The organism is Urechidicola vernalis (assembly GCF_031846385.1).
GTDB classification, from domain to species: domain Bacteria; phylum Bacteroidota; class Bacteroidia; order Flavobacteriales; family Flavobacteriaceae; genus Urechidicola; species Urechidicola vernalis.
This window is the reverse complement of record NZ_JAVRHV010000005.1, coordinates 85,186-107,458: the sequence shown is the minus strand read 5'-3', so window position 1 is coordinate 107,458 and position 22,273 is coordinate 85,186. Positions and strand designations below refer to the sequence as shown.

The 22,273-nt window shown below is 34.0% G+C and carries 16 protein-coding genes; 10 read left to right on the top strand and 6 right to left on the bottom strand.

Annotated elements, in window-relative coordinates; genetic code table 11:
• Positions 1 to 53: 53 nt before the first annotated feature.
• The 5 genes from aspS to RM519_RS10545 all read left to right on the top strand — a co-directional run bounded on the left by aspS (position 54) and on the right by RM519_RS10545 (position 4,708).
• Positions 54 to 1,808, top strand: coding sequence for an aspartate--tRNA ligase (aspS, locus tag RM519_RS10565; RefSeq protein WP_311593776.1), 1,755 nt, complete (start codon positions 54 to 56; stop codon positions 1,806 to 1,808).
• Positions 1,809 to 1,915: 107 nt separating this feature from the next.
• Complete coding sequence (locus tag RM519_RS10560; protein ID WP_311593775.1) at positions 1,916 to 2,422, top strand: ferritin; 507 nt, start codon at positions 1,916 to 1,918, stop codon at positions 2,420 to 2,422.
• 65 nt (positions 2,423 to 2,487) lie between these two features.
• Positions 2,488 to 2,637, top strand: coding sequence for a hypothetical protein (locus RM519_RS10555; protein ID WP_311593774.1), 150 nt, complete (start codon positions 2,488 to 2,490; stop codon positions 2,635 to 2,637).
• Positions 2,638 to 2,679: 42 nt separating this feature from the next.
• Complete coding sequence (locus tag RM519_RS10550) at positions 2,680 to 4,461, top strand: chloride channel protein (RefSeq protein WP_311593773.1); 1,782 nt, start codon at positions 2,680 to 2,682, stop codon at positions 4,459 to 4,461.
• A 19-nt stretch (positions 4,462 to 4,480) separates the two neighbouring features.
• The gene (locus tag RM519_RS10545; protein WP_311593772.1) at positions 4,481 to 4,708 is read left to right on the top strand and encodes a hypothetical protein; all 228 of its coding nucleotides are present in this window, start codon (positions 4,481 to 4,483) and stop codon (positions 4,706 to 4,708) included.
• Here RM519_RS10545 and RM519_RS10540 read toward each other — a convergent pair.
• Positions 4,705 to 5,154, bottom strand: a complete 450-nt coding sequence (locus RM519_RS10540; protein WP_311593771.1) for a nucleoside deaminase — start codon at positions 5,152 to 5,154, stop codon at positions 4,705 to 4,707. The two genes, RM519_RS10545 and RM519_RS10540, sit on opposite strands and share 4 nt — an antisense overlap.
• Before the next feature lie 28 nt (positions 5,155 to 5,182).
• Here RM519_RS10540 and dxs point away from each other — a divergent pair, with 28 nt between their 5' ends.
• Complete coding sequence (gene dxs, locus RM519_RS10535; RefSeq protein ID WP_311593770.1) at positions 5,183 to 6,955, top strand: 1-deoxy-D-xylulose-5-phosphate synthase; 1,773 nt, start codon at positions 5,183 to 5,185, stop codon at positions 6,953 to 6,955.
• Here dxs and RM519_RS10530 read toward each other — a convergent pair.
• Complete coding sequence (locus RM519_RS10530) at positions 6,952 to 8,292, bottom strand: deoxyguanosinetriphosphate triphosphohydrolase (protein WP_311593769.1); 1,341 nt, start codon at positions 8,290 to 8,292, stop codon at positions 6,952 to 6,954. The genes dxs and RM519_RS10530 overlap by 4 nt on opposite strands.
• 163 nt (positions 8,293 to 8,455) lie before the next feature.
• Here RM519_RS10530 and RM519_RS10525 point away from each other — a divergent pair, with 163 nt between their 5' ends.
• The gene (locus RM519_RS10525) at positions 8,456 to 11,212 is read left to right on the top strand and encodes a TonB-dependent receptor (RefSeq protein ID WP_311593768.1); all 2,757 of its coding nucleotides are present in this window, start codon (positions 8,456 to 8,458) and stop codon (positions 11,210 to 11,212) included.
• Positions 11,213 to 11,411: 199 nt separating this feature from the next.
• Entirely contained in the window at positions 11,412 to 13,367 is a 1,956-nt protein-coding gene (locus RM519_RS10520; RefSeq protein WP_311593767.1) for a hypothetical protein, read from the top strand.
• 96 nt (positions 13,368 to 13,463) lie between these two features.
• Here the strand turns inward: RM519_RS10520 and RM519_RS10515 are convergent, their stop codons facing one another.
• Positions 13,464 to 13,823 carry a toxin-antitoxin system YwqK family antitoxin gene (locus RM519_RS10515; RefSeq protein ID WP_311593766.1) on the bottom strand — a complete coding sequence of 120 codons (360 nt, stop codon included), beginning with the start codon at positions 13,821 to 13,823 and terminating at the stop codon, positions 13,464 to 13,466.
• A gap of 374 nt (positions 13,824 to 14,197) precedes the next feature.
• Here RM519_RS10515 and RM519_RS10510 point away from each other — a divergent pair, with 374 nt between their 5' ends.
• Complete coding sequence (locus tag RM519_RS10510) at positions 14,198 to 15,388, top strand: porin (protein ID WP_311593765.1); 1,191 nt, start codon at positions 14,198 to 14,200, stop codon at positions 15,386 to 15,388.
• Between the two features lie 67 nt (positions 15,389 to 15,455).
• Positions 15,456 to 17,714 (top strand): inorganic phosphate transporter, encoded by a 2,259-nt coding sequence (locus tag RM519_RS10505; RefSeq protein ID WP_311593764.1) that lies wholly within the window; start codon positions 15,456 to 15,458, stop codon positions 17,712 to 17,714.
• A gap of 80 nt (positions 17,715 to 17,794) precedes the next feature.
• Here RM519_RS10505 and RM519_RS10500 read toward each other — a convergent pair whose 3' ends face one another.
• The 3 genes from RM519_RS10500 to RM519_RS10490 all read right to left on the bottom strand — a co-directional run bounded on the left by RM519_RS10500 (position 17,795) and on the right by RM519_RS10490 (position 22,234).
• Entirely contained in the window at positions 17,795 to 20,176 is a 2,382-nt protein-coding gene (locus RM519_RS10500) for a ribonucleoside-diphosphate reductase subunit alpha (protein ID WP_311593763.1), read from the bottom strand.
• Between the two features lie 186 nt (positions 20,177 to 20,362).
• The gene (locus tag RM519_RS10495; RefSeq protein WP_311593762.1) at positions 20,363 to 21,334 is read right to left on the bottom strand and encodes a ribonucleotide-diphosphate reductase subunit beta; all 972 of its coding nucleotides are present in this window, start codon (positions 21,332 to 21,334) and stop codon (positions 20,363 to 20,365) included.
• Between the two features lie 321 nt (positions 21,335 to 21,655).
• Complete coding sequence (locus RM519_RS10490) at positions 21,656 to 22,234, bottom strand: DUF3109 family protein (protein ID WP_311593761.1); 579 nt, start codon at positions 22,232 to 22,234, stop codon at positions 21,656 to 21,658.
• Positions 22,235 to 22,273 lie beyond the last annotated feature (39 nt).

Below are 22,273 nucleotides of genomic sequence, written 5' to 3'. Positions count from 1 at the left end.
TTCAGTCTCTATAAAAAATCACTAAATTTGCAACCTAATTTTTAGGAATAGATATGTATAGAAGTCATACCAATGGCCAATTGAGATTAGCCGATGTAAATGAAGAAGTTACCTTATCAGGTTGGGTGCAAAAAGTACGCGATAAAGGGTTTATGATTTGGGTAGATCTAAGAGATCGTTATGGAATTACACAATTGATGTTTGATGCCGATCGTACTGATGCTGCTGTTTTAGAAACTGCAAAAACTTTAGGACGTGAGTTTGTAATTCAGGTAAAAGGAAAAGTGATTGAACGTCAATCTAAAAACCCTAATATTGATACGGGAGAGATTGAAGTATTGGTATCTGATTTAACAGTTTTAAACCAAGCGAAAACGCCACCTTTTACAATCGAAGATGAAACTGATGGTGGTGAAGAGTTGCGTATGCAATATCGCTATTTAGATATTAGAAGAAATCCGGTAAAAGAAAGTTTAATCTTCCGTCATAAAGTAACACAGGAGGTTCGTAACTATTTGTCATCTGATGGCTTTATTGAAGTAGAAACTCCCTATTTGATCAAATCTACACCAGAAGGTGCTCGTGATTTTGTGGTGCCAAGTAGAATGAACGAAGGACAGTTTTACGCTTTACCGCAATCGCCTCAAACATTCAAGCAATTGTTGATGGTCGGTGGAATGGACAAATATTTTCAGATTGTAAAATGTTTCCGTGATGAGGATTTACGTGCCGATAGACAACCGGAATTCACACAGATTGACTGTGAAATGGCATTTATTGAGCAAGAAGATATATTGAATGCTTTTGAAGGGTTGACTCGTCATTTATTAAAAGAAGTAAATGGTGTTGAAGTTGGAGCATTCCCAAGAATGCAGTATGATGATGCCATGCGCCTATATGGAAACGACAAACCAGACATCCGATTCGGGATGGAGTTTGGTGAGTTAAATGAGGTAGCACAACATAAAGATTTCGGTGTATTTAATAATGCTGAATTGGTAGTTGGAATTGCTGTACCAGGCGGAAATTCACATACAAGAAAAGAAATAGATAATATTATAAAATGGGTAAAGCGTCCACAAGTTGGTGCTTTAGGAATGGTATATGCTCGTTGTAACGATGATGGTTCATTTAAGTCATCTGTAGATAAATTCTACAATCAAGAAGATTTAGCAAAATGGGCAGAAGTTACCGGAGCAAAGCCAGGTGATTTAATTTGTCTATTGTCTGGTGATACGAATAAAGTAAGAGCGCAATTAAGTGCCTTGCGTATGGAAATGGCAGAGCGTTTAGGATTAAGAAAGCCAAACGAATTTGCACCGCTTTGGGTTGTAGATTTTCCATTGTTAGAATTAGATGAAGAAACAGGGCATTATCATGCAATGCATCATCCGTTTACATCACCAAAACCAGGGCAATTAGAATTGTTAGAAACAAACCCTGGAGGTGTGAAAGCAAACGCTTACGATTTGGTATTGAATGGAAATGAAATTGGCGGTGGATCAATTAGAATTCACGATAAGCAAATTCAGGCAACGATGCTGAAGCATTTAGGATTCTCTGAAGAGGAAGCAAAAGCGCAATTCGGATTCTTAATGGATGCCTTTGAATATGGTGCACCTCCACATGGTGGATTGGCTTTTGGATTGGATAGATTGGTGGCCATATTAGGTGGACAAGAAACCATTAGAGACTTTATCGCATTCCCTAAAAACAATTCGGGTAGAGATGTAATGATTGACGCCCCTGCTCCGATTGATGATGAGCAATTAACAGAATTGAGTTTGAAACTTAATTTAAAAGTATAAAATTAAAGCCCTGCAAATTGCAGGGTTTTATATTTAGAACCGTTCAACTTGGTTTTACAAGTAACGATACCTAACTTTGAAATTCTAATCAGCATAAAAAGACAATCATGATATCAGAAAATATAGAAAAGTCATTAAACTCTCAGATAAAATTAGAAGCACAAGCTTCAATGCAATATTTATCCATGGCATCTTGGGCAGAAATTAACGGATACAATGGTGTGGCTGGGTTCTTTTACAATCAATCTGAAGAAGAAAAAACACACATGCTAAAGTTGATTAAATTCGTAAATGAACGTGGTGGTGTTGCTGAAATTCCAGCATTAGAAAAACCAGAAAGTGAGTTTGAATCGTTACAAGAGTTATTTACAACCTTTTTAACAAGCGAAGAAAAAGTAACACACAACGTAAATCTAATTGTTTTTGAGTGTTTGGAAGTAAAAGACTACACCACTCATAATTTTATGCAATGGTATGTTGCTGAACAGACTGAAGAAGAGGCTTTAGCAAGAACAATCTTAGATAAATTAAGAATTATTGGAGATGATAAAGGAGGTCTATACTTATTCGATAGAGACATAGAAAGTTTAGATGTAAAAACCGAAGAAGCTTAATGCTTATTTAGAATAGTTCTTATATATTTGCGCTTTATTTTAATTAAATCTAAATAAGGCGTTATATGTTGATCATTGGATCTTGTGTTGGTGGTGATGGCGGTGCTTCTGTTTCTGGTTGTTCTATGGACTGTGGTAAGAAGAAAAAGTGTTGTAAGAAATTCAAGAAAAAAGGGAAAACAAATTGTAAAAGATGCCCTAGGTTGTTTGATTAAATTTCAATGTCAGGCATTTAGTAGGTATTCACCGAATGATAAATGCCAAAAACTACAGAACTACTTCGTAAATTTCTAATTTGGAAATACAAACATATTTCCGAAAGACAATTCGTCTATATCTTAAGTATTCTTGTTGGTTTATTAGCCGGTTTAGGAACCGTAACTCTAAAAAATTTAACGCACTATATTCAATTATTACTAGAGGGTAATATTATTAAAGACTATGCTGGTTTCTATTTCGTTTTCCCAATTATTGGGCTGTCATTAGTATTTATATATCAGAAATACATTCTTAAACGAAATATAAGTCATGGTATAACCTCAGCACTGCACTCAATTTCTCGTAGAAATGGTATTATAAAACCTTTTAAAATTTATGCTCCTTTAATCGCAGCTCCATTAACCGTAGGTTTTGGAGGTTCTGTTGGGTTACAAGGACCGGCCGTAACTGTGGCGTCAGCAATAGGCTCGAACATTTCTCAATTGTTTCATATCAATGCAAAAACCAGAATGCTTTTGATTGGATGTGCAACTGCGGGTTCTTTAGCTGCTATGTTCAAGGCACCCGTTGCCGCGATTATATTTGCTGTTGAGATATTTGCGTTAGATTTAGCCTTTGCTTCTCTAATTCCTCTTTTATTGGCTTCAGTGTCTGCCATCTTAACGTCTTATTTATTCTTAGGTTCTGATTCGTTTTTTGGATTTGATTTACAAGATACTTTCGAAATAAAAGATCTTATTTTTTACATAATTCTAGGAGTGGGTACCGGAATAGCGAGTATTTATTTTAGTAAGATGTACTTCTACATTACCCAGTTCTTTAAACGAATTACCAATCCAATTAAAAAACTAATTATTGGTGGAATTGCCATTGGAATAATGCTGTATTTCATTCCGCCGTTATACGGTGAGGGATTCGATTTAATGAATGATTTATTACTTGGAAACAACATTCGTGCACTTAGGCAAACACCTTTTGATGCCGATTTAACCAATATTTGGATCGTAATCGGTCTTTTAATAGGGATTACATTTTTTAAAGCGATTGCAATGACAACGACATTTGCTGCTGGTGGTGTGGGTGGAATTTTCATTCCCACCTTATTTATGGGTAGTACCATAGGTAATATTGTAGCAAAAGTCATAAACAACATTGGGCTTGGCTTTTCTGTTAACGAATCTAGTTTTACATTGGTAGGAATGACAGGCTTACTCGCTGGAGTATTGCATGCTCCTTTAACCGCAATTTTCTTAATTGCAGAAATTACAGGTGGATATGAACTCTTTTTACCATTAATGATTGTTGCTGCCATTTCCTTTGCATTTACTAAATACTTTGTAACCAACTCTATTTACACCTCCGAATTAGCTAAAAAAGGGCAACTTATCACTCACAATAAGGATAGCAATGTACTAATGATGATGAAAATTGATAAAATAATTGAGCAAAATTTTATTTCTCTTTCACCTGAAATGAAACTAGGCGAAATTGTAAAAAATGCGGTAGCAAAATCATCTCGAAATCATTTCCCAGTAGTTAATGCTGATAACGAATTTCTTGGAATATTACGCTTAGATGATATTAGGCATATCATGTTTGACACTGAATTGTATGAAAAAATTACCGTTAAAAAGTTAATGCATAACGCACCAGATATCATCGATTACGATAATGATTCGGTACCTATTATTATGAAGAAGTTCAAATATTCTAGCGCTTGGAACTTACCCGTTATCAAAGATGGTAAATATTTTGGATTTATATCAAAATCTAAATTGCTCACCGTTTACAGGCGGAAATTGGTAGAAGTTACGCATTGATTTTTTGTACCTTTGCACCATGAAGTATCTTATTTCTTTTTTAACGATTTTATCATTTGCTAGTATCGCTTATGGCTATTTCGGAACTTCTGAATTCTCGCAAAAATTCATTGGTTTTGGTGTTGTTGGTATTTTTCTAGTGGTATTTCCTTTATTTTCTTACCATAGATGGAAAGATAAAAACATGAAAGATTATATCATTAACAATGAAAATCTTAAAAAAATGCGCGACAACGAAAAGCGTTAATTTAGATTTCGTTTTTCAATAAAAAAACGTTTCATAATCTTGGAGCAATCCTCAGCCAAAACCCCTCTTACAACTTCTGTTTTAGGATGTAAAGTAGTTTTCAGTTTTTCATATCCTCTTTGTTCATCAGAAGCGCCAAAAACAATCTTACCAATCTGGGTCCAATAACTAGCTCCTGCACACATTTGACAAGGTTCTAATGTTACATATAAGGTACAGTCCATTAAATATTTTCCTCCTAAAAAGTCTGCCGCAGAAGTAAACGCTTGCATTTCGGCATGTGCGGTTACATCGTTCAAGGTTTCTGTTAAATTATGCGCCCTTGCAATAATTTTATCTTTACAAACCACAACTGCACCCACAGGAACTTCGCCCTTTTCAAATGCCATTTCTGCTTCTTGTAAAGCGCGTTTCATAAAATAAGTGTCGTCGAATGGATTTTGCATACAACAAAGATAGTCGTAGTTTTGCTGCATGCAAAAAAGCCTGCTACAACATATTAACAATCCTGACGATTTGCGAAAATTATCGTCTGATGAACTACTTGTTGTGGCACAAGAATTACGCGATTTCATCATAAATATTGTCGCAACTAAAGAAGGTCATTTAGGCGCTAGCTTAGGTGTTGTAGAATTGACCATTGCCTTGCACTATATTTTTGACACACCAAATGATCAATTAATTTGGGATGTTGGCCACCAAGCGTATGGTCATAAAATCCTTACCGAAAGAAAAGATGTTTTTCATACAAATAGACGCTTAAATGGAATTTCTGGCTTTCCAAAAATGGCAGAAAACCAATACGATGCTTTCGGCGTTGGACATAGTTCTACATCTATTTCCGCCGCGTTGGGAATGGCTATTGCGTCAAACCTAAAAGGTGAAACAGAAAAACAACATATAGCAGTAATTGGGGACTCCTCCATTGCATCAGGAATGGCTTTTGAGGCTTTGAACCATGCTGGTGTATCTGATGCCAATCTCTTAATTGTGTTAAACGACAACACTATGGGAATTGACCCAAGCGTTGGTGCATTAAAAGAATATTTTGCCAACGTTAAAGCAGGAAAGGCCGTTCGGAAAAACAATATAATTGAAGCATTAAATTTCAATTATTCGGGTCCGATAAATGGTCATGATTTAAAGGCGCTTTTAAAAGAGCTTGAACGCTTAAAATCTGTAAAAGGGCCTAAGTTTTTACATGTGATAACTACCAAAGGTAAAGGCCTAAAAAAGGCTGAGCAAGATCAGGTAAAATATCATGCTCCTGGAAAATTCAATGCTAAGACCGGAGAGCTTATTGCAAAATCAACAACAAATCAACCTCCAAAATACCAAGATGTATTTGGGCATACCATTGTTGAATTAGCAGAGAAAAACAAAAACATTATTGGAATAACTCCAGCCATGCCTACGGGTAGTTCTTTAAAATATATGTTAGAGAAATTTCCAGATAGAGCATTTGATGTAGGAATTGCAGAACAACATGCCGTAACCTTAGCAGCCGGAATTGCAACACAAGGATTGATTCCGTTTTGTAATATTTACTCAACATTTCTACAGCGCGCATATGACCAAGTAATTCATGACGTTGCTCTACAAAATTTACCCGTTGTATTTTGTTTAGATCGGGCAGGATTAGTCGGTGAAGATGGCGCAACCCATCATGGTGTTTTTGATATTTCCTATTTAAGAATCATCCCAAACCTAATCGTATTTGCGCCCTTAAATGAAATAGAACTGCGTAATATAATGTATACCATTCAATTAGGATTAGAACACCCTATTGCAATCAGATACCCAAGAGGAAGAGGTACAACTACAAATTGGAAAACACTCTTTTCTAAAATTGAATTTGGCAAAGGAGAACAAATTTCAAAAGGTGATAAACTAGCCGTTCTAAGTATAGGAACCGTCGGAAATACAATTATTGAAATTGAAAAAGAACTGCCTGCAAATACAATTGCTCATTTCAATATGAGATTTGTAAAGCCTTTAGATGAAACAATGTTATATAACATATTTAAATCGTTCGAAAACATTATAACTATAGAAGATGGTTCCATAAAAGGTGGGTTTGGATCCGCAATTTTAGAATTTGCAGCTGCGCATAATTATAAAAATAAGACAATTAAATGCTTAGGTGTTCCCGATCATTTTATTGAGCACGGAACAGTCTCTGAACTACAAGAGATTGTAGGGCTTGATAAGGCAAGTATCTTAAAGGAAATTGAAACGTTTCTTTAAAGAACTTCTCCCTTTATTTTCTTATTCAATAGAATTGCATATCCATCGGACATTCCTGAAACAAAACTACAGATAGAAAAAATACGATCGTAGACTTCTTTTTTCTCTGTTTGTAAGTTTTCTGGTAATAAACGCAACACAAGTTTATCGTAGTTAGAAGCCTTGTTTTCAAAATTATTATTCACTGCTGTAATAAAAACATCTAGCAAATCAGAAATAATTTTATAGCCAGCCACCTCTTTCTCGATTACCTCGCTACTCCTATAAATTTTCTCTACACTTATTTTAATAATATCATTTATTTGGGCTTCGTACTTGCACTTATCTAACAATGATTTATTAAAGTTCCCGCTTAAAATAGCGTCTTCGTTTTTCAAGAAAACAGCGACGGCTTCATTGATTAAATTACCTATTGCCAAAGCACGGAGGTAACTTACTCTGTCTTTCTTTGTTTTTAATTGATAGTACTTCTCGGAATTGATCGTGTCTCTTACCAAGTTTATCAAATATTCAAGGGCAAAATCCTCATCAATTAATCCAAGGTTTATTCCATCTTCAAAATCTATAATGGTATAACAAATATCATCTGCTGCTTCTACAAGATATGCTAATGGGTGTCTATTATAAGCGAGGTCTTCATCTTCTCTGAGTTTTGATAATTCTAATTCTGAAACTACATCTTTAAAAGCACCTATATCCGATTGAAATACGCCATATTTTTTATCTACAATATGGTCACTTGGCTTTTTAGGTAGCGATTCTTTTGGGTACTTCATAAATGCTCCCAAAGTAGCATAAGACAAGCGCAATCCTCCTTCTACACCTTCTCTACTTTCGGTTAATATTTTAAACCCGTTTGCATTCCCTTCAAAATCAATTACATCTTGCCATTGTTTATCTGAAAGTTGGTTTTGGTATTGTTTTCCGTTTCCAGACTTAAAATACTCTCCTATCGCTTTTTCTCCAGAATGCCCAAAAGGAGGGTTTCCTATATCATGTGCTAGCGCAGCTGCTGCTACAATGGTTCCAAAATCATTAGCTTGATATCCGTTTTCAACTAAACTAGGATACTTTTTAAGAAGTTCTTTTCCAACAATTCGTCCTAAAGAACGAGCTACCGAACTAACCTCTAAACTATGTGTTAAACGGGTATGAACAAAATCCGTTTTTGACAATGGAACTACTTGTGTTTTATCTTGTAAACTTCTGAATGAATCCGAAAAAATAATTCTATCATAATCAACCTCGAAACCTAATCTAGTTTCATCTTGATCTTTTCTTAACCTTACAGATGTATCTCCAAAACGCTTTAAAGAAAGTAATTGTTCCCAGTTCATACCTAATATTTAGTGCTTGCAATATAGTTGTTTTTAAGAAAAAGCATTGTCCAAACTTCTTAACATTATCTAAACATATTAATGACCTTGATTTAATAACTAGGTAACATTCCCTTTACATATCTACTAGATATTTGCGCCAGATAAAAAGACGAAAACTAAAATGATTTTAAGTAAAAAATTACTGATTATAGCAACTTTATTCATCGGAGTTAGTGTATTTGCACAACAAAAGGGTGAAATTACTGGTAAAGTTCTTGACAAAGACATGAACAACGAACCTTTACCTTTTGCTAACATTTTTATAAAAGACACACAAATTGGAATAACTTCTGATTTTGACGGAAACTATAGTTTCCAAGCATTGCCAGGAACATATACCTTAGTGTTTAGTTTCATCGGTTATGAAACTATAGAAATTCCGAACGTTGTTCTTAGCGAAAACGAATCTGTAATTGTTCCTGATGTGATCTTAGGAGCAAGTGAAGGCGTTGCCCTGGATGAAGTTAACATTCAAGGAAGCACTAGAAAAGAATCTGAAACTTCTTTATTAGCAAATCAAAGAAAAGCATCTGTAATCCAAGAAAGTATTGGTTCAGAGAGATTAACCAAATTAGGTGTGTCTAATGCTGCATCAGCAACTAGTAAAATTTCTGGTGTCACAAAAAATGAGGCCTCAGGAGATATTTATATTAGAGGTTTAGGTGATAGATACCTTTCTACAACAATGAATAAATTACCAATTCCTTCTGACGATGTTGAAAAGAAAAATATAGATTTAAATCTTTTCTCAACAAACGTTATTCAGAATGTTGGGGTTTCTAAAACTTATAATACCGCTAGTTACGGAGATCAGGCATCTGGTAATGTAGATGTAACTAGTAAAAGATATGGTGGTGATAAATACTCGGTAGGATTTCAATTAGGATCTAATACCAATGTGATGCAAGGAGATGTTTGGAGTGATTTTAAGGCTAGTCAAAATGTTAATGATATGACCTTAGGTTTTTATTCTAAAAAATATGCATTGGTAGATGCCATTACAATGCAAAGTTGGAATACAGAAACAAAATCAACTCCGTTAGATTTTAAATTTGATTTTGCAGGAGGTAAAAAAGTTGAATTATTTGGAAATGACTTATCTATTTTCCTAACGGCGTCACATGGTGCAAACCATGAATATGCAAATGGTATATTTAAAACATATCGTTCTAATGTATTGGATAATTCATTTACCGATGCTACCAATTACACAACCAATATTAATACGACTGCTTTATTAGACTTGCGTTATCAACTAGGAGATAACAGTAAATTAAGTTTCAATACTTTATTTGTAAATAAAAGTATTGACAATGTTTATGAGTCTGGTAGAAATGGAGAAGGGTATGTTTTTGATCAAGATCCACAAGAAGACGGAGCGTTTATTCGCGATCAGAACTTGAAACAGACTAGAATGTATGTGAATCAGTTAATCGGAACTCACAATTTATCTGAAACAAATAAATTAGAATGGGCGGCAGGTTACAATTATGTTTGGGCAGAAGAACCAAATAGAATAAGAAACGAAGTAAACATTCTAGACGAAAACACGGTGCAATTTGCACACGTAGGTGATTTTCAACAGCGAAAATCAAGTCAAAAAATTGTTGATGATGAAATAAACGCTTACGTAAATGATCAAATTACTTTTAAACCAGACGCGGATCAACCATTAAAATTAAATATTGGAGCCAACTTAAGAAAAAAAGAACGTGACTTTAATTCTTTAATGATTGGTGTTAGAGCAAAAGGTGTGCAAACAGAGTCAATAGACGATTTAAATGCCGTCTTTACGCAATCAAATTTTGACAATGGTACATTAATTTTAAGAGAACGTATGCCAGATTTATATGTTGGAAACTTAGATGTATATGCCGGTTATGCGAATCTTGACTTTGGTTTCTCTAAACTAACAGGTAATGCTGGTATAAGATATGAGTCGGATAAAATTGATATGCTTTGGGATGTAGCGAACTATGTAGGTAGAATTGGAGAATTATCTAATACGTATAACAATGTTTTACCAAGCTTAAATTTAAAATATGAGTTAAACGAAAAAAGTGCATTTAGATTTGCGGCAAGTAAAACTTTGACTCTGCCAGAATTTAAAGAATTAGCACCTTTCGAGTATGTATCACCAACAGGAAGGGTTACAAAAGGAAATCCAGAACTACAAGAATCTACTGTATATAATGCGGATATTAAGTGGGAATTATTTCCTTCTCCTGCAGAATTAATTTCAGTTTCTGGATTCTACAAAAACATTCAAGATCCAATAAACAAGGCACAAACTAGAGGTTCTTCAGGAATTTTTACATTCGACAATACAGGAGAAAAAGCAACTGTTTATGGTTTGGAATTTGAAGGAAGATGGGGTCTTTTAAAAAGTGAAGACAAAGATTCTGATGAGGTAAACTTTATTGTTAATGTTACTAAAATGTGGTTTGATCAAGATATTTATGAAGAATTTCAATACAACGATAAAACTTCTTCAGATTTAGAAGGAGCGTCTGATTTAATCTTAAATTCATCGTTAAGCTATTCTAATAATAAAGAAAATGAATTCGGAGCGACATTAACAGGTAATTATTCTTCAGATAAGGTTTTTGCCTTGGGTGCACCAGAAGATTTTGCTAATAGTGATATTCTTTATAATGATGAAATTATTGAAAAAGGATTCTTCACATTAGACCTCGTATTGAGAAAACAATTGAATGAAAGATTATCTATGAGTTTTAAAGGATTGAATTTATTAAATCCACAGATAGAGCAAACTCAAAAAGTTAAAGATATTCCAACACAAGTCGAAACAAATGAGACTGTAGTATCATATAAGAAAGGGGTTGATTTACAATTAGGTATCAGTTATTCTTTCTAAACTAGCTATTGAATTAATAAAATTATGGCCAGCGAAATATCGCTGGCTTTTTTCATTTAATCAAGTAACATTTACTTAACATATACAATCGATTTAATCTTAATTGATAATAAACTCATAACGTTTACATAAAATCTAAATTGAACTAATCCTTGTTCTTTGTATCAGAAATTAATCATAAAGAATAATCAAAAAAAAAATGAAAAAATTAAACTCTTTACTAATTGGACTTTCTGTAATTTTTGCTGTGTCAACTTTAATAAGTTGCGCTACGGACGATCCGGATCCTATTATGAATCCATCGAACGCAACTATCGAAAATTTGAAAATAGGAATCTTGAACGGATTACTAGAAGAGAACTTTACCTTAAACCCATCAACTAGTTACCTATTAACAGGTTCATTTATTGTAAATGATGGCGTAACGTTTAACGTACCAGCAGGAACTCAAATTGAAGCTGTAGATGGTGGAACTGATGTCTATATTGCTGTATTAAAAGGAGGGAAAATAAATATTAACGGTACAGGAAGTAGCCCTGTAATTATGTCATCAATTGATGCCCAACCAGGAGACTGGGGAGGGTTAACAATTTGTGGTGACGCAACAACAACTGCTGGTATTGATGCAACGGCTGAAGTTGGTGGCTTTATTTATGGAGGAACCAATGATACAGACAGTTCTGGTATAATAAAGAACCTAGTAATTAAAGGAACTGGAGCACAAATTAATTCAGAATCTCAATACAATGGAGTTTCATTTTATGCTGTTGGTTCTGGAACTGTTGTAGAAAATATTGCAGTTATTGATGGATCAGATGATGGTGTTGAATTTTTTGGAGGAACAGTTTCTGTTAAAAATCTTTATGTAGAAAATACTGAAGATGATGCAATAGACTGGACAGAAGGATGGAATGGAACAATTGATAATGCTTATATTTCTCATACAATCGCAGGTTTTTCTACGGTAGTTGAAGGAGATAAAACAAATAACAATCCTAAATTGAATAACCTAACGGCAATTTCTACTGTTGGAGGTACTGCATTGCAGCATAAAAAAGAATCTGGTTCTACTATTACAAATTTATATTTAAGTGGATATTCGCAAAATATAGATATGAAAGATGGTGGAGCACTATCAAATGTTATGATTGATGGTTCCCCTGCAGACCCAGATGCACCTTACAACACTGGTACGCCTGTAGATATTTCTGATTGGGATTTTATAAATGGACAAATTTTACCTGTTGAGGTTTTAAATGGAAACTTAACAGCTGATAAAACATTAACTGCAGATATTAAATACAGTTTAACTGGATCTTTTATTGTACAAGATGGTGTTACTTTAACTATTGAAGAAGGAACTAAAATATCAGCAGACAAAGGTGGTGTAGACGTTTACATTGCTGTTTTGAAAGGTGGTAAAATTGACGTGCAAGGAACTGCTGAAAATCCAGTAATTATGTCTTCTGTAGATCCACAACCAGCAGATTGGGGAGGTTTAACAATTTGTGGTAAAGCGACTACAACTGCAGGTGTAGATGCAACTGCCGAAGTAGGAGGTTTCATTTATGGTGGAAATGATGACGCAGATAATTCTGGTGCCATAAACTATTTAGTAATTAGAGGAACAGGTGCTCAAATTAATTCTGAGTCTCAATACAACGGAATTTCATTATATGCCGTTGGCTCTTCTACAGCCATAGACAATGTTGCCGTAATTGATGGAGCAGATGACGGAATCGAATTTTTTGGAGGAACAGTTTCTGCATCTAATGTTTATTTAGAAAATAATGAGGATGATTCTATCGATTGGACTGAAGGATGGAATGGAACTGTAACAAACACATATATTTCTCATACAATTGAAGGATTTTCAACAGCGTTTGAAGGTGATAAGGTTAACAACAATCCTAAGTTTGATAATGTAACCGCTATATCTTCTGTAGATGGAACGGCCTTACAATTCAAAAAGGAATCAGGGGCAACAATTACCAATTTATACTTAGAAGGGTATGATACTAATATTGATATGAAAGATGGAGGATCTTTAGATAATGTAAAAATAGACGGTGCATCAGCAACCACTTCAGATGCTTACAATACAGGAACAAAAGTTGATATTAACGCTTGGAACTGGAGATTGGGAAGCCTATAAATTAAAAGTTAGTTAGTAGTACACATATTTGAGTTAATTAAAAAAAGCGTTTTGATTTTAAATCAAAACGCTTTTTCTATGTGTAAATAATCAAATTTACTCTTGTTCAATCGCAACCGTTTTGGAGTCATTCCATTTATAAACTTTGGCAATTGTGTTATTTTCATATTGAACCTCTGTCAATTTTCCATTTGACATAAACATCCAAGTTCCAATTTTCTTTCCATTAGAATAATTTGCTTTGGTAATCTTATCTCCTTCTTTATTGTAAAGACTCCATTCTCCATGCAGTTTTTTATTCTTATAAAACCCTTGTTCTTTTATTTGACCATTTTCATAAAAAGTAGTTACAGCAACCAAATTCCCTTCTATTTCATAAACTGGTTCTGAACCATTCGAGGCATAAGTATACAATCCAACACAAAATAATACTAAAACTAAAATACTTTTTTTCATCTCCATACATGTTTAATTCACAGCCAATTTATCTATTTTATTTACATTTTCCAAACAATTACTTAACATTAACTTAACATTGGAGTCGTTCAAACAGGTAAGCTGCTGACTATCAGTAATTATAATTCTTAATATTTACATAATGTTAAGCTTACATTTTGTACAAATTGAAACACGACTTTTGTTTTGAATTTATGTTTGCTATGCATGAATTCAACATTTCATATATCATTAGTTTTTGTCGGCTTGATTTAGAAATGTAAGGCTACCAATCTACTAGGTAGCCTTTTTTATTGTTATCATAACTTCTTCATAACATTAACTTAACATTGTAGTTGGTTATTTGCAGCGACAAAAACTAATAACGATATATAATGGTAAAACACTACGCTGTAGTTCTTGCTGCATTATTTGCAGCTGTATCAGTACAATCTCAAAAATTAAGTGACACCAAATTTGGAAAAGGCATGGTTAACCATGTTGCAAAAGATAGTTCTTGGAGTGTAAAATTTGCACCTAGAATTCAAATGTTATCCTCTACTAACTGGGATTATGAAGATGGAAATTTTGGAAAAGCCAATACAAGTTTTTTAATACGAAGAGCCCGATTGAAATTTGATGGTTTTGCATTTTCTCCAAAATTTAAATATAAAATTGAACTCGGACTTTCAAATAGGGACATTTCTGGTGGGTCTATTTATACGCGAGATACTCCTCGAATAATTTTAGATGCCGTTATAAAATGGAACTTCCATGAAAACTTTGTTTTATGGGCAGGGCAAACAAAACTTCCAGGAAATAGAGAACGTGTTATTTCTTCTGCTAATCTGCAGTTAGTAGACAGGTCTCTGTTAAATGCCAATTTTAATATAGATAGAGATATTGGTCTGCAATTAAGACACCATTTTAATTTAACCGATAAATTTGTAGTTAGAGAAATCGTTTCCATTGCACAGGGTGAAGGAAGAAATATTACTTATGGAAACCTTGGTGGTCATCAATTTACGGGTCGTTTAGAGTTTTTACCTTTTGGAACTTTTAAAAGTAAGGGAGATTATTTAGGAAGTTCTTTACAAAGAGAGTCTTCTGTTAAATTGAACTTTGCTATAGGTTTTGACCATAATAATAACGCCGTTAAAACAAGAAGTAATCAAGGTGAATTTATGATTACTGATGATGGGTTTTATGAAACAGATATTAATACTGTATTTATTGACGCCATATTAAAATACAAAGGATTCTCATTCATGGCAGAATATGCCAAAAGAACTGCTGATGATCCCATTGCAAAAAACTCTGATAACACACCAACTGGATTTGTAGTTCGTGAGGGTACAGGTTTAAATATTCAATCTGGTTACTTATTTCCGAAAAACTGGGAACTTACAGGCCGTCTTTCTCACGTAGATGTAGTAGATAAAGATTTAACAAATCAATATACATTAGGATTTTCTAAGTATTTTGCAGGTCATAAACTTAAAATTCAATCAGATTTGAGTTATTTGAACCTTGATCTTTTAGGAGACAATCTTATGTACAGATTACAATTAGAGGTGCACTTCTAAACAAACATAACTATAAGGTAACATTAAAAAACTTTTAAAAATTTAATTTTGCAAAAAATATATACACATGGATAATATTTACTTATTAATGATTATTGCTCTTGCGGTTTTAGCCGTAGCCGATTTGGTGGTTGGAGTTAGTAATGACGCCGTAAACTTTTTAAATTCAGCAATAGGTTCTAAGGCTATTTCGTTTAGAACTATAATGATTGTTGCCAGTCTTGGTATTGCTTGTGGGGCCATTTTTTCTAGTGGTATGATGGAGGTTGCACGAAAAGGAATCTTTAATCCGGGTATGTTTATGTTTGAGGATATCATGATCATTTTTATGGCCGTGATGATTACCGACATTTTATTGCTTGATTTCTTCAATACATTAGGTATGCCAACCTCAACAACGGTATCTATCGTGTTTGAATTATTAGGTGCGGCTGTAGCAGTTGCTATGGTAAAAATTGGTGCTAACGGAGAAAGTTTTTCTGAGTTATCTAATTATATAAATACAGGAACGGCCTCAAAAATTATTTTTGGAATTTTCCTATCTGTTTTAGTCGCCTTTTCTGTTGGTGCATTGGTACAATATCTTTCGAGATTATTATTATCGTATAATTTTGAAAAGAAACCTGTTTGGGTAGGTTCTTTGTTTGGAGGTGTAGCCTTGACTGCAATGGTGTATTTTATCTTAATGAAAGGAATTAAAGGTGCTGAAATTGCAAAAGAACAATTCGATTTTATCGGCGGAATGACCATCAAAGACTTTTTAGAAAATTATGTACTTGCAATAGTTGCAGTTAGTTTTGTAATTTGGTCGTTGCTTTCTTATGTTTTTATTGCAATTCTTAAAACGAATATTTATAAACTGATAATTGTTGTTGGTACATTTGCATTGGCATTAGCTTTTGCTGGAAACGACTTGGTAAACTTTATTGGAGTGCCAATGGCTGCTTTAGAATCATTTAACCAATGGAGAGCCTCTGGAATAGATGCTTCATTGTTTAGTATGGAGGTTCTAGCAGGTAAGGTCGAAACTCCGACTATTTTATTATTCATCGCAGGAATTATTATGGTTGCCACATTATGGTTCTCTAATAAAGCAAAAGATGTAGTAAAGACATCGTTAGATTTATCGTCACAAGGTGAAACGAAAGAGCGTTTCCAACCAAACTTTTTATCTAGAGGATTGGTAAGAGGAGCCATGTCTGCATCCAAATATTTAAAATTAGTAACGCCACAGTCTTTCCAAGATAAAGTTGAAGAGCAATTTGAGAAGCCTGTTATTGAATTAACGCAAGGTAAAACACACGAATTACCTGCCTTTGATATGGTAAGAGCTGCTGTGAATTTAATGGTTGCAGGTGTTCTTATTTCTATCGCTACATCATACAAATTACCATTATCTACAACATATGTAACTTTTATGGTTGCAATGGGTACTTCTTTGGCAGATAGAGCTTGGGGAAGTGAAAGTGCTGTTTATAGGGTTGCTGGTGTATTGAATGTGATTGGTGGTTGGTTTGGAACTGCAATTACTGCTTTTGTGGCTGCTGCAATTGCTGCTATCTTAATTAGTTGGAACAAGGAAGTAATGGTTCCTATATTGTTGTTAATTGCTATTCTTTTATTAGTAAGAAACTCGATTAAACATATTAACAAGAAAAAAGAAGCACAAGCAGAGGATAGCTTAAATAGATCAGAAAGCAAGTCTGTACAAGGTGTTATTGAGGAGAGTGCTGACAATATTTCTAAAGTATTGAAAAGAGTAAGTAAAATTAATGAAGATACCATTAACGGTCTTATTAATCAGGATTTAGCCTTATTGAAAAAAGGTAGAAAAACAGTTGAGAAATTGGAAACTGAAATAGAAGATTTACAAAACAACATCTTCTACTTTATTAAGAATTTAGATGAAACTTCTGTAAGTGCAAGTACTTTCTATATCGATGTTATTGGCGATTTACAAGATATTGCCCAATCTGTAGGATTTATATCTAAAGTAAGTCATAAGCATATAAACAACAATCATAAGGCTTTAAAGAAAAATCAGTTGAAAGAGTTGAAGCAGATTTCTCATGATTTGACGGCTTTATTTGCAAAAACTAGAATTGCTTTTGAAACGAGAGAATTTGATCAAATTTCAGGCCTTCTAGAAGAGAAACAAGGTTTATTAGATGAAGTTTCGGTATATGCACAAAAGCAGGTAGAGCGTACAAGAACAACAGAATCTAGTCCTAAAAACACTACCTTATACTTTAGTATTTTATTAGAAACTGAAGATTTGATAAAAGCGACGATTAGTTTGTTAGAAATCTATGCTTTTAAAAAGTAATAGATAAAAATTTATAAACAAAAAAGCCTCAACTAACGTTGAGGCTTTTTTTTCTCGTCTTTGGAGATTAATCAGAAGATTTATGAACCACACATCTCGCAATCGTCAGGATTGTTTTGAGAAGCAATTAACATTGCTTTCAACTCCTCAGGCGTTAATGGTTCGTCTTCCTTTTTCTTATCGTTAGATACCGTAAATTGAATTGCATTTACAGCCGATTTTGTTCTTAAATAATACATTCCAGTTTTTAAGCCCGATTTCCAAGCATAGAAGTGCATTGATGTTAATTTCGCATAATTTGCGTCTTGCATAAACAAGTTCATAGATTGAGACTGATCGATAAAGTATCCTCTCTGACGCGCCATGTCAATAATATCACGCATGCTCAATTCCCAAACAGTTTTATACAATTCTTTTAAATCTTGTGGAATTGACTCGATATGTTGAATAGATCCGTTTGCACGCATAATATCTTCTTTCATATCGTTGTTCCACAATCCTAATTCAACCAAGTCTTCTAATAAGTGCTTGTTTACAACAATAAACTCACCAGACAATACTCTACGTGTATATATATTAGATGTATAAGGCTCAAAGGCTTCGTTGTTTCCTAAAATTTGCGAAGTAGATGCTGTTGGCATTGGTGCCACTAATAATGAGTTACGAACACCGTGTTTCATTACTTGCTTACGTAGTTTTTTCCAATCCCATCGCCCACTTAAATCATCTTCAGAAACATTCCACATATTAAACTGGAATTCTCCTTCACTCATTGGCGAACCTTTAAATGTTGAATATGGCTCTTTCGCTTTAGCAATTTCCATAGAAGAAGTTACAGCGGCAAAATAAATAGTTTCAAAAATTTCTTGATTCAGTTGTTTTGCTTCATCAGAAGTAAACGGCATACGTAGCATAATAAATGCATCTGCCAATCCTTGAATTCCTAATCCTACCGGACGGTGACGGAAGTTAGAATTCTCCGCTTCTTTCACAGGGTAATAGTTACGATCAATAACCGTATCTAAATTTCGTGTTACTTTTTTAGTAACATCGAATAATTTTTTATGGTTGAAATATTTCTTTCCATCCTTATCTTCACTCACAAACATAGAAACCGCAATAGATGCAAGGTTACAAACAGCAACCTCATCCTTTGCCGTATATTCCATAATTTCTGTACACAAGTTAGACGAACGGATTGTTCCTAAATTCTTTTGATTCGATTTTCTATTTGCAGCATCTTTGTACAACATGTATGGGTTTCCTGTCTCAATTTGAGCCTCCAAAATTTTCTCCCATAATTCACGTGCTTTGATAGTTTTACGGCCCTTTCCTACTTTTTCGTATCCAGTATATAGTTTTTCAAACTCATCACCATACGTATCGTATAAATGAGGGCACTCATTTGGACACATCAAGGTCCAATCGGCGTCTTCTTGCACACGTTTCATAAATAAATCCGAAATCCACATTGCATAAAATAAATCTCTAGCACGCATTTCTTCTTTACCTGTATTCTTTCTTAAATCTAAGAAATCAAAAACATCAGCATGCCAAGGCTCTAGGTACATTGCGAAAGAACCTTTACGTTTTCCTCCTCCTTGATCTACATAACGCGCTGTATCATTGTACACTTTCAACATTGGTACAATACCATTAGATGTACCGTTTGTGCCTCTAATATAAGACCCTGTTGCGCGGACATTGTGTATAGATAATCCTATTCCACCTGCAGATTGTGAAATCTTAGCAGTTTGTTTAAGCGTATCGTAAATTCCATCAATACTATCATCTTGCATTTGTAATAAGAAACAAGAAGACATTTGAGGCTTTGGTGTACCTGCATTAAATAACGTTGGCGTTGCATGGGTAAAAAATTTCTTACTCATTAACTCATAAGTTGCTACGGCTTCATCAATATCGTTTAAGTGAATTCCAATAGCAACACGCATTAACATATGTTGAGGGCGTTCGGCAACCTCACCATTAATTTTTAATAAATAAGAGCGTTCTAAAGTTTTAAACCCGAAATAATCATAGTTAAAGTCACGGTTGTAAATTATGGTAGAATCTAATTTAACAGCGTTGTCTTTAATTACTTTATACGTATCGTCAGCAATAAGAGGTGCTTTTTTTCCAGTTCTAGGATTCACATATTTGTATAAATCTTCTACAACTTCAGAAAACGTTTTTTTCGTGTTTTTATGTAAGTTCGATACCGAGATTCTTGCCGCTAATTTTGCAAAATCTGGGTGTTGAACCGTCATGGTCGCAGCAGTTTCTGCAGCAAGATTATCCAATTCAGATGTTGTAACCCCATCATATAATCCTTCAATAACACGCATGGCAACCTTAGTTGGGTCTACCAATTTGTTTAATCCATAACATAATTTACGAATTCTTGCCGTGATTTTGTCGAACATCACTGGTTCTTTCCTACCGTCTCTTTTTACTACGAACATCTTTTTAAACGTTTTTTAATTAGTTATACCTCTTATGCCTCTATGGGCTATTTTAATTAATGTTTTTTGCCATTCGGGATTTCACCGAAAAGCCAAAATATTTGGAGTCTCCTGTTAAAACAAGAAACTAAGTGGGGTTTCTTTATTAAAGAATTCAGTTGAATTCGTTAAATATATAGGTGACTTTTAAAAGTCAGCATCAAAAGAGATGCTTCCAGTTCCTCCAGATTTTACTCCGGCTTTCTGGTATTCAGATACTCTTTTTTCAAAGAAATTTGTCTTTCCTTCTAAGGAAATCATTTCCATAAAATCGAATGGATTTGTTGAATTATATACCTTTTCACATCCAAACTCCAACAACAGCCTATCCGTTACAAACTCAAGGTACTGTGTCATTAATTTGGCATTCATACCAATTAAACTAACCGGTAATGATTCGGTAATAAACCCTCTTTCTATGTCTAATGCATCCGTTAAAATCTTAGTGATTTTTTCCTTCGGCACTTTATTTACAATATGCTTGTTATGAAGGTGAACTGCAAAATCGCAGTGCAACCCTTCATCTCTTGAAATTAACTCATTCGAAAACGCTAATCCTGGTAATAATCCTCTTTTTTTCATCCAGAAGATAGAGCAAAAACTCCCTGAAAAGAAAATTCCTTCTACAGCAGCAAACGCAATTAAACGTTCTGCAAAATCATCGCTTTCTATCCATTTAAGCGCCCAATCTGCTTTTTCTTTAATTGCTGGAAAAACTTCAATTGCTCTAAACAATTGATCCTTTTCTGCTTCTTTTTTTACATATGTATCAATCAATAATGAATACACCTCAGAATGTACATTTTCCATCATTATTTGAAATCCATAAAAGAATTTCGCTTCCGAATATTGTACTTCGTTTACAAAATTTTCTGCTAAATTTTCGTTTACAATACCATCAGAAGCAGCGAAAAATGCTAGGATATGTTTGATAAAATAACGCTCATCGTCACTCAATTTATTTTCCCAATCTTTAACGTCCGCCTCTAAATCAATTTCTTCAGCGGTCCAAATCATTGCTTGTTGTTTTTTATACCAATCCCAAATATCATGGTGTTGAATTGGAAAAATTACAAATCTGTCTTTATTTTCTTGTAATATTGGTTCTACGTTAGGCATTTGAATTGAATCTTATCTAGGGTCAAAAAATTAGTTTCTCTCTCTGAATGGAGTGAAACAAATATTTAAAATAATCGTCAAAAATAAAAGTCATACTTATTCACAATAGGCTCTAGTTTTTAACAAATTATTAAGAATTAGCGATATTGCCACAAAACACCAAGTTGCACAACTATCTTGAAATCAACTGTTTATGCTTACGAAAATTTACTAAAACTAGACGGGTACTGACTTCTCTGCAAAACGTCAAATCAGAAAATTACTATTGTAAAGTAACGGTGTCAAAAACGAAGATCATTTTAAGAGAAAAATAATATGAGATTATTTACTCTTAAATTTTTTATATTCTTCTGCAACTTTCTCTAATTCGGCATACCAATCTTCACCAAATTTTCTAATTAAAGCTTGCTTCACAAATTTATACGTTGGCACTTGTAATTCTTTACCTAAAGAACAAGCATCATCACAAATTTGCCACTTATGATAATTTACAGCAGAAAACTCACTGTAATCCTGAACGCGAATTGGATATAAATGACAAGAAATAGGTTTTTTCCAATCAACATCTCCTTGATTGTAGGCCTCTTCAATTCCGCATAATGCAGTATTGTGTTCATCAAAAATGACATAGGCGCAATCTTTACCATCTATTAACGTGGTTTCATGCTCACCATCAGTTGTGGTAAACAATCCTTGTTCTTCAATCGCTGCAATTCCTTCTGGTCTTAAATAAGGTTTTACTTTAGGATACACATCCATTAATTTCTTTAATTCCCCCTCTTCTAACGGAGCGCCTGCATCGCCGTCTACACAGCAAGCTCCTTTACAAGCTGATAAATTGCAAACGAATTCTTTTTCGAGTATGTCTTCTGAAATAATTGTTTTTCCAATTTGAATCATGCTGCGAAAATACAATTATTATTTCCTTAATTTTACACT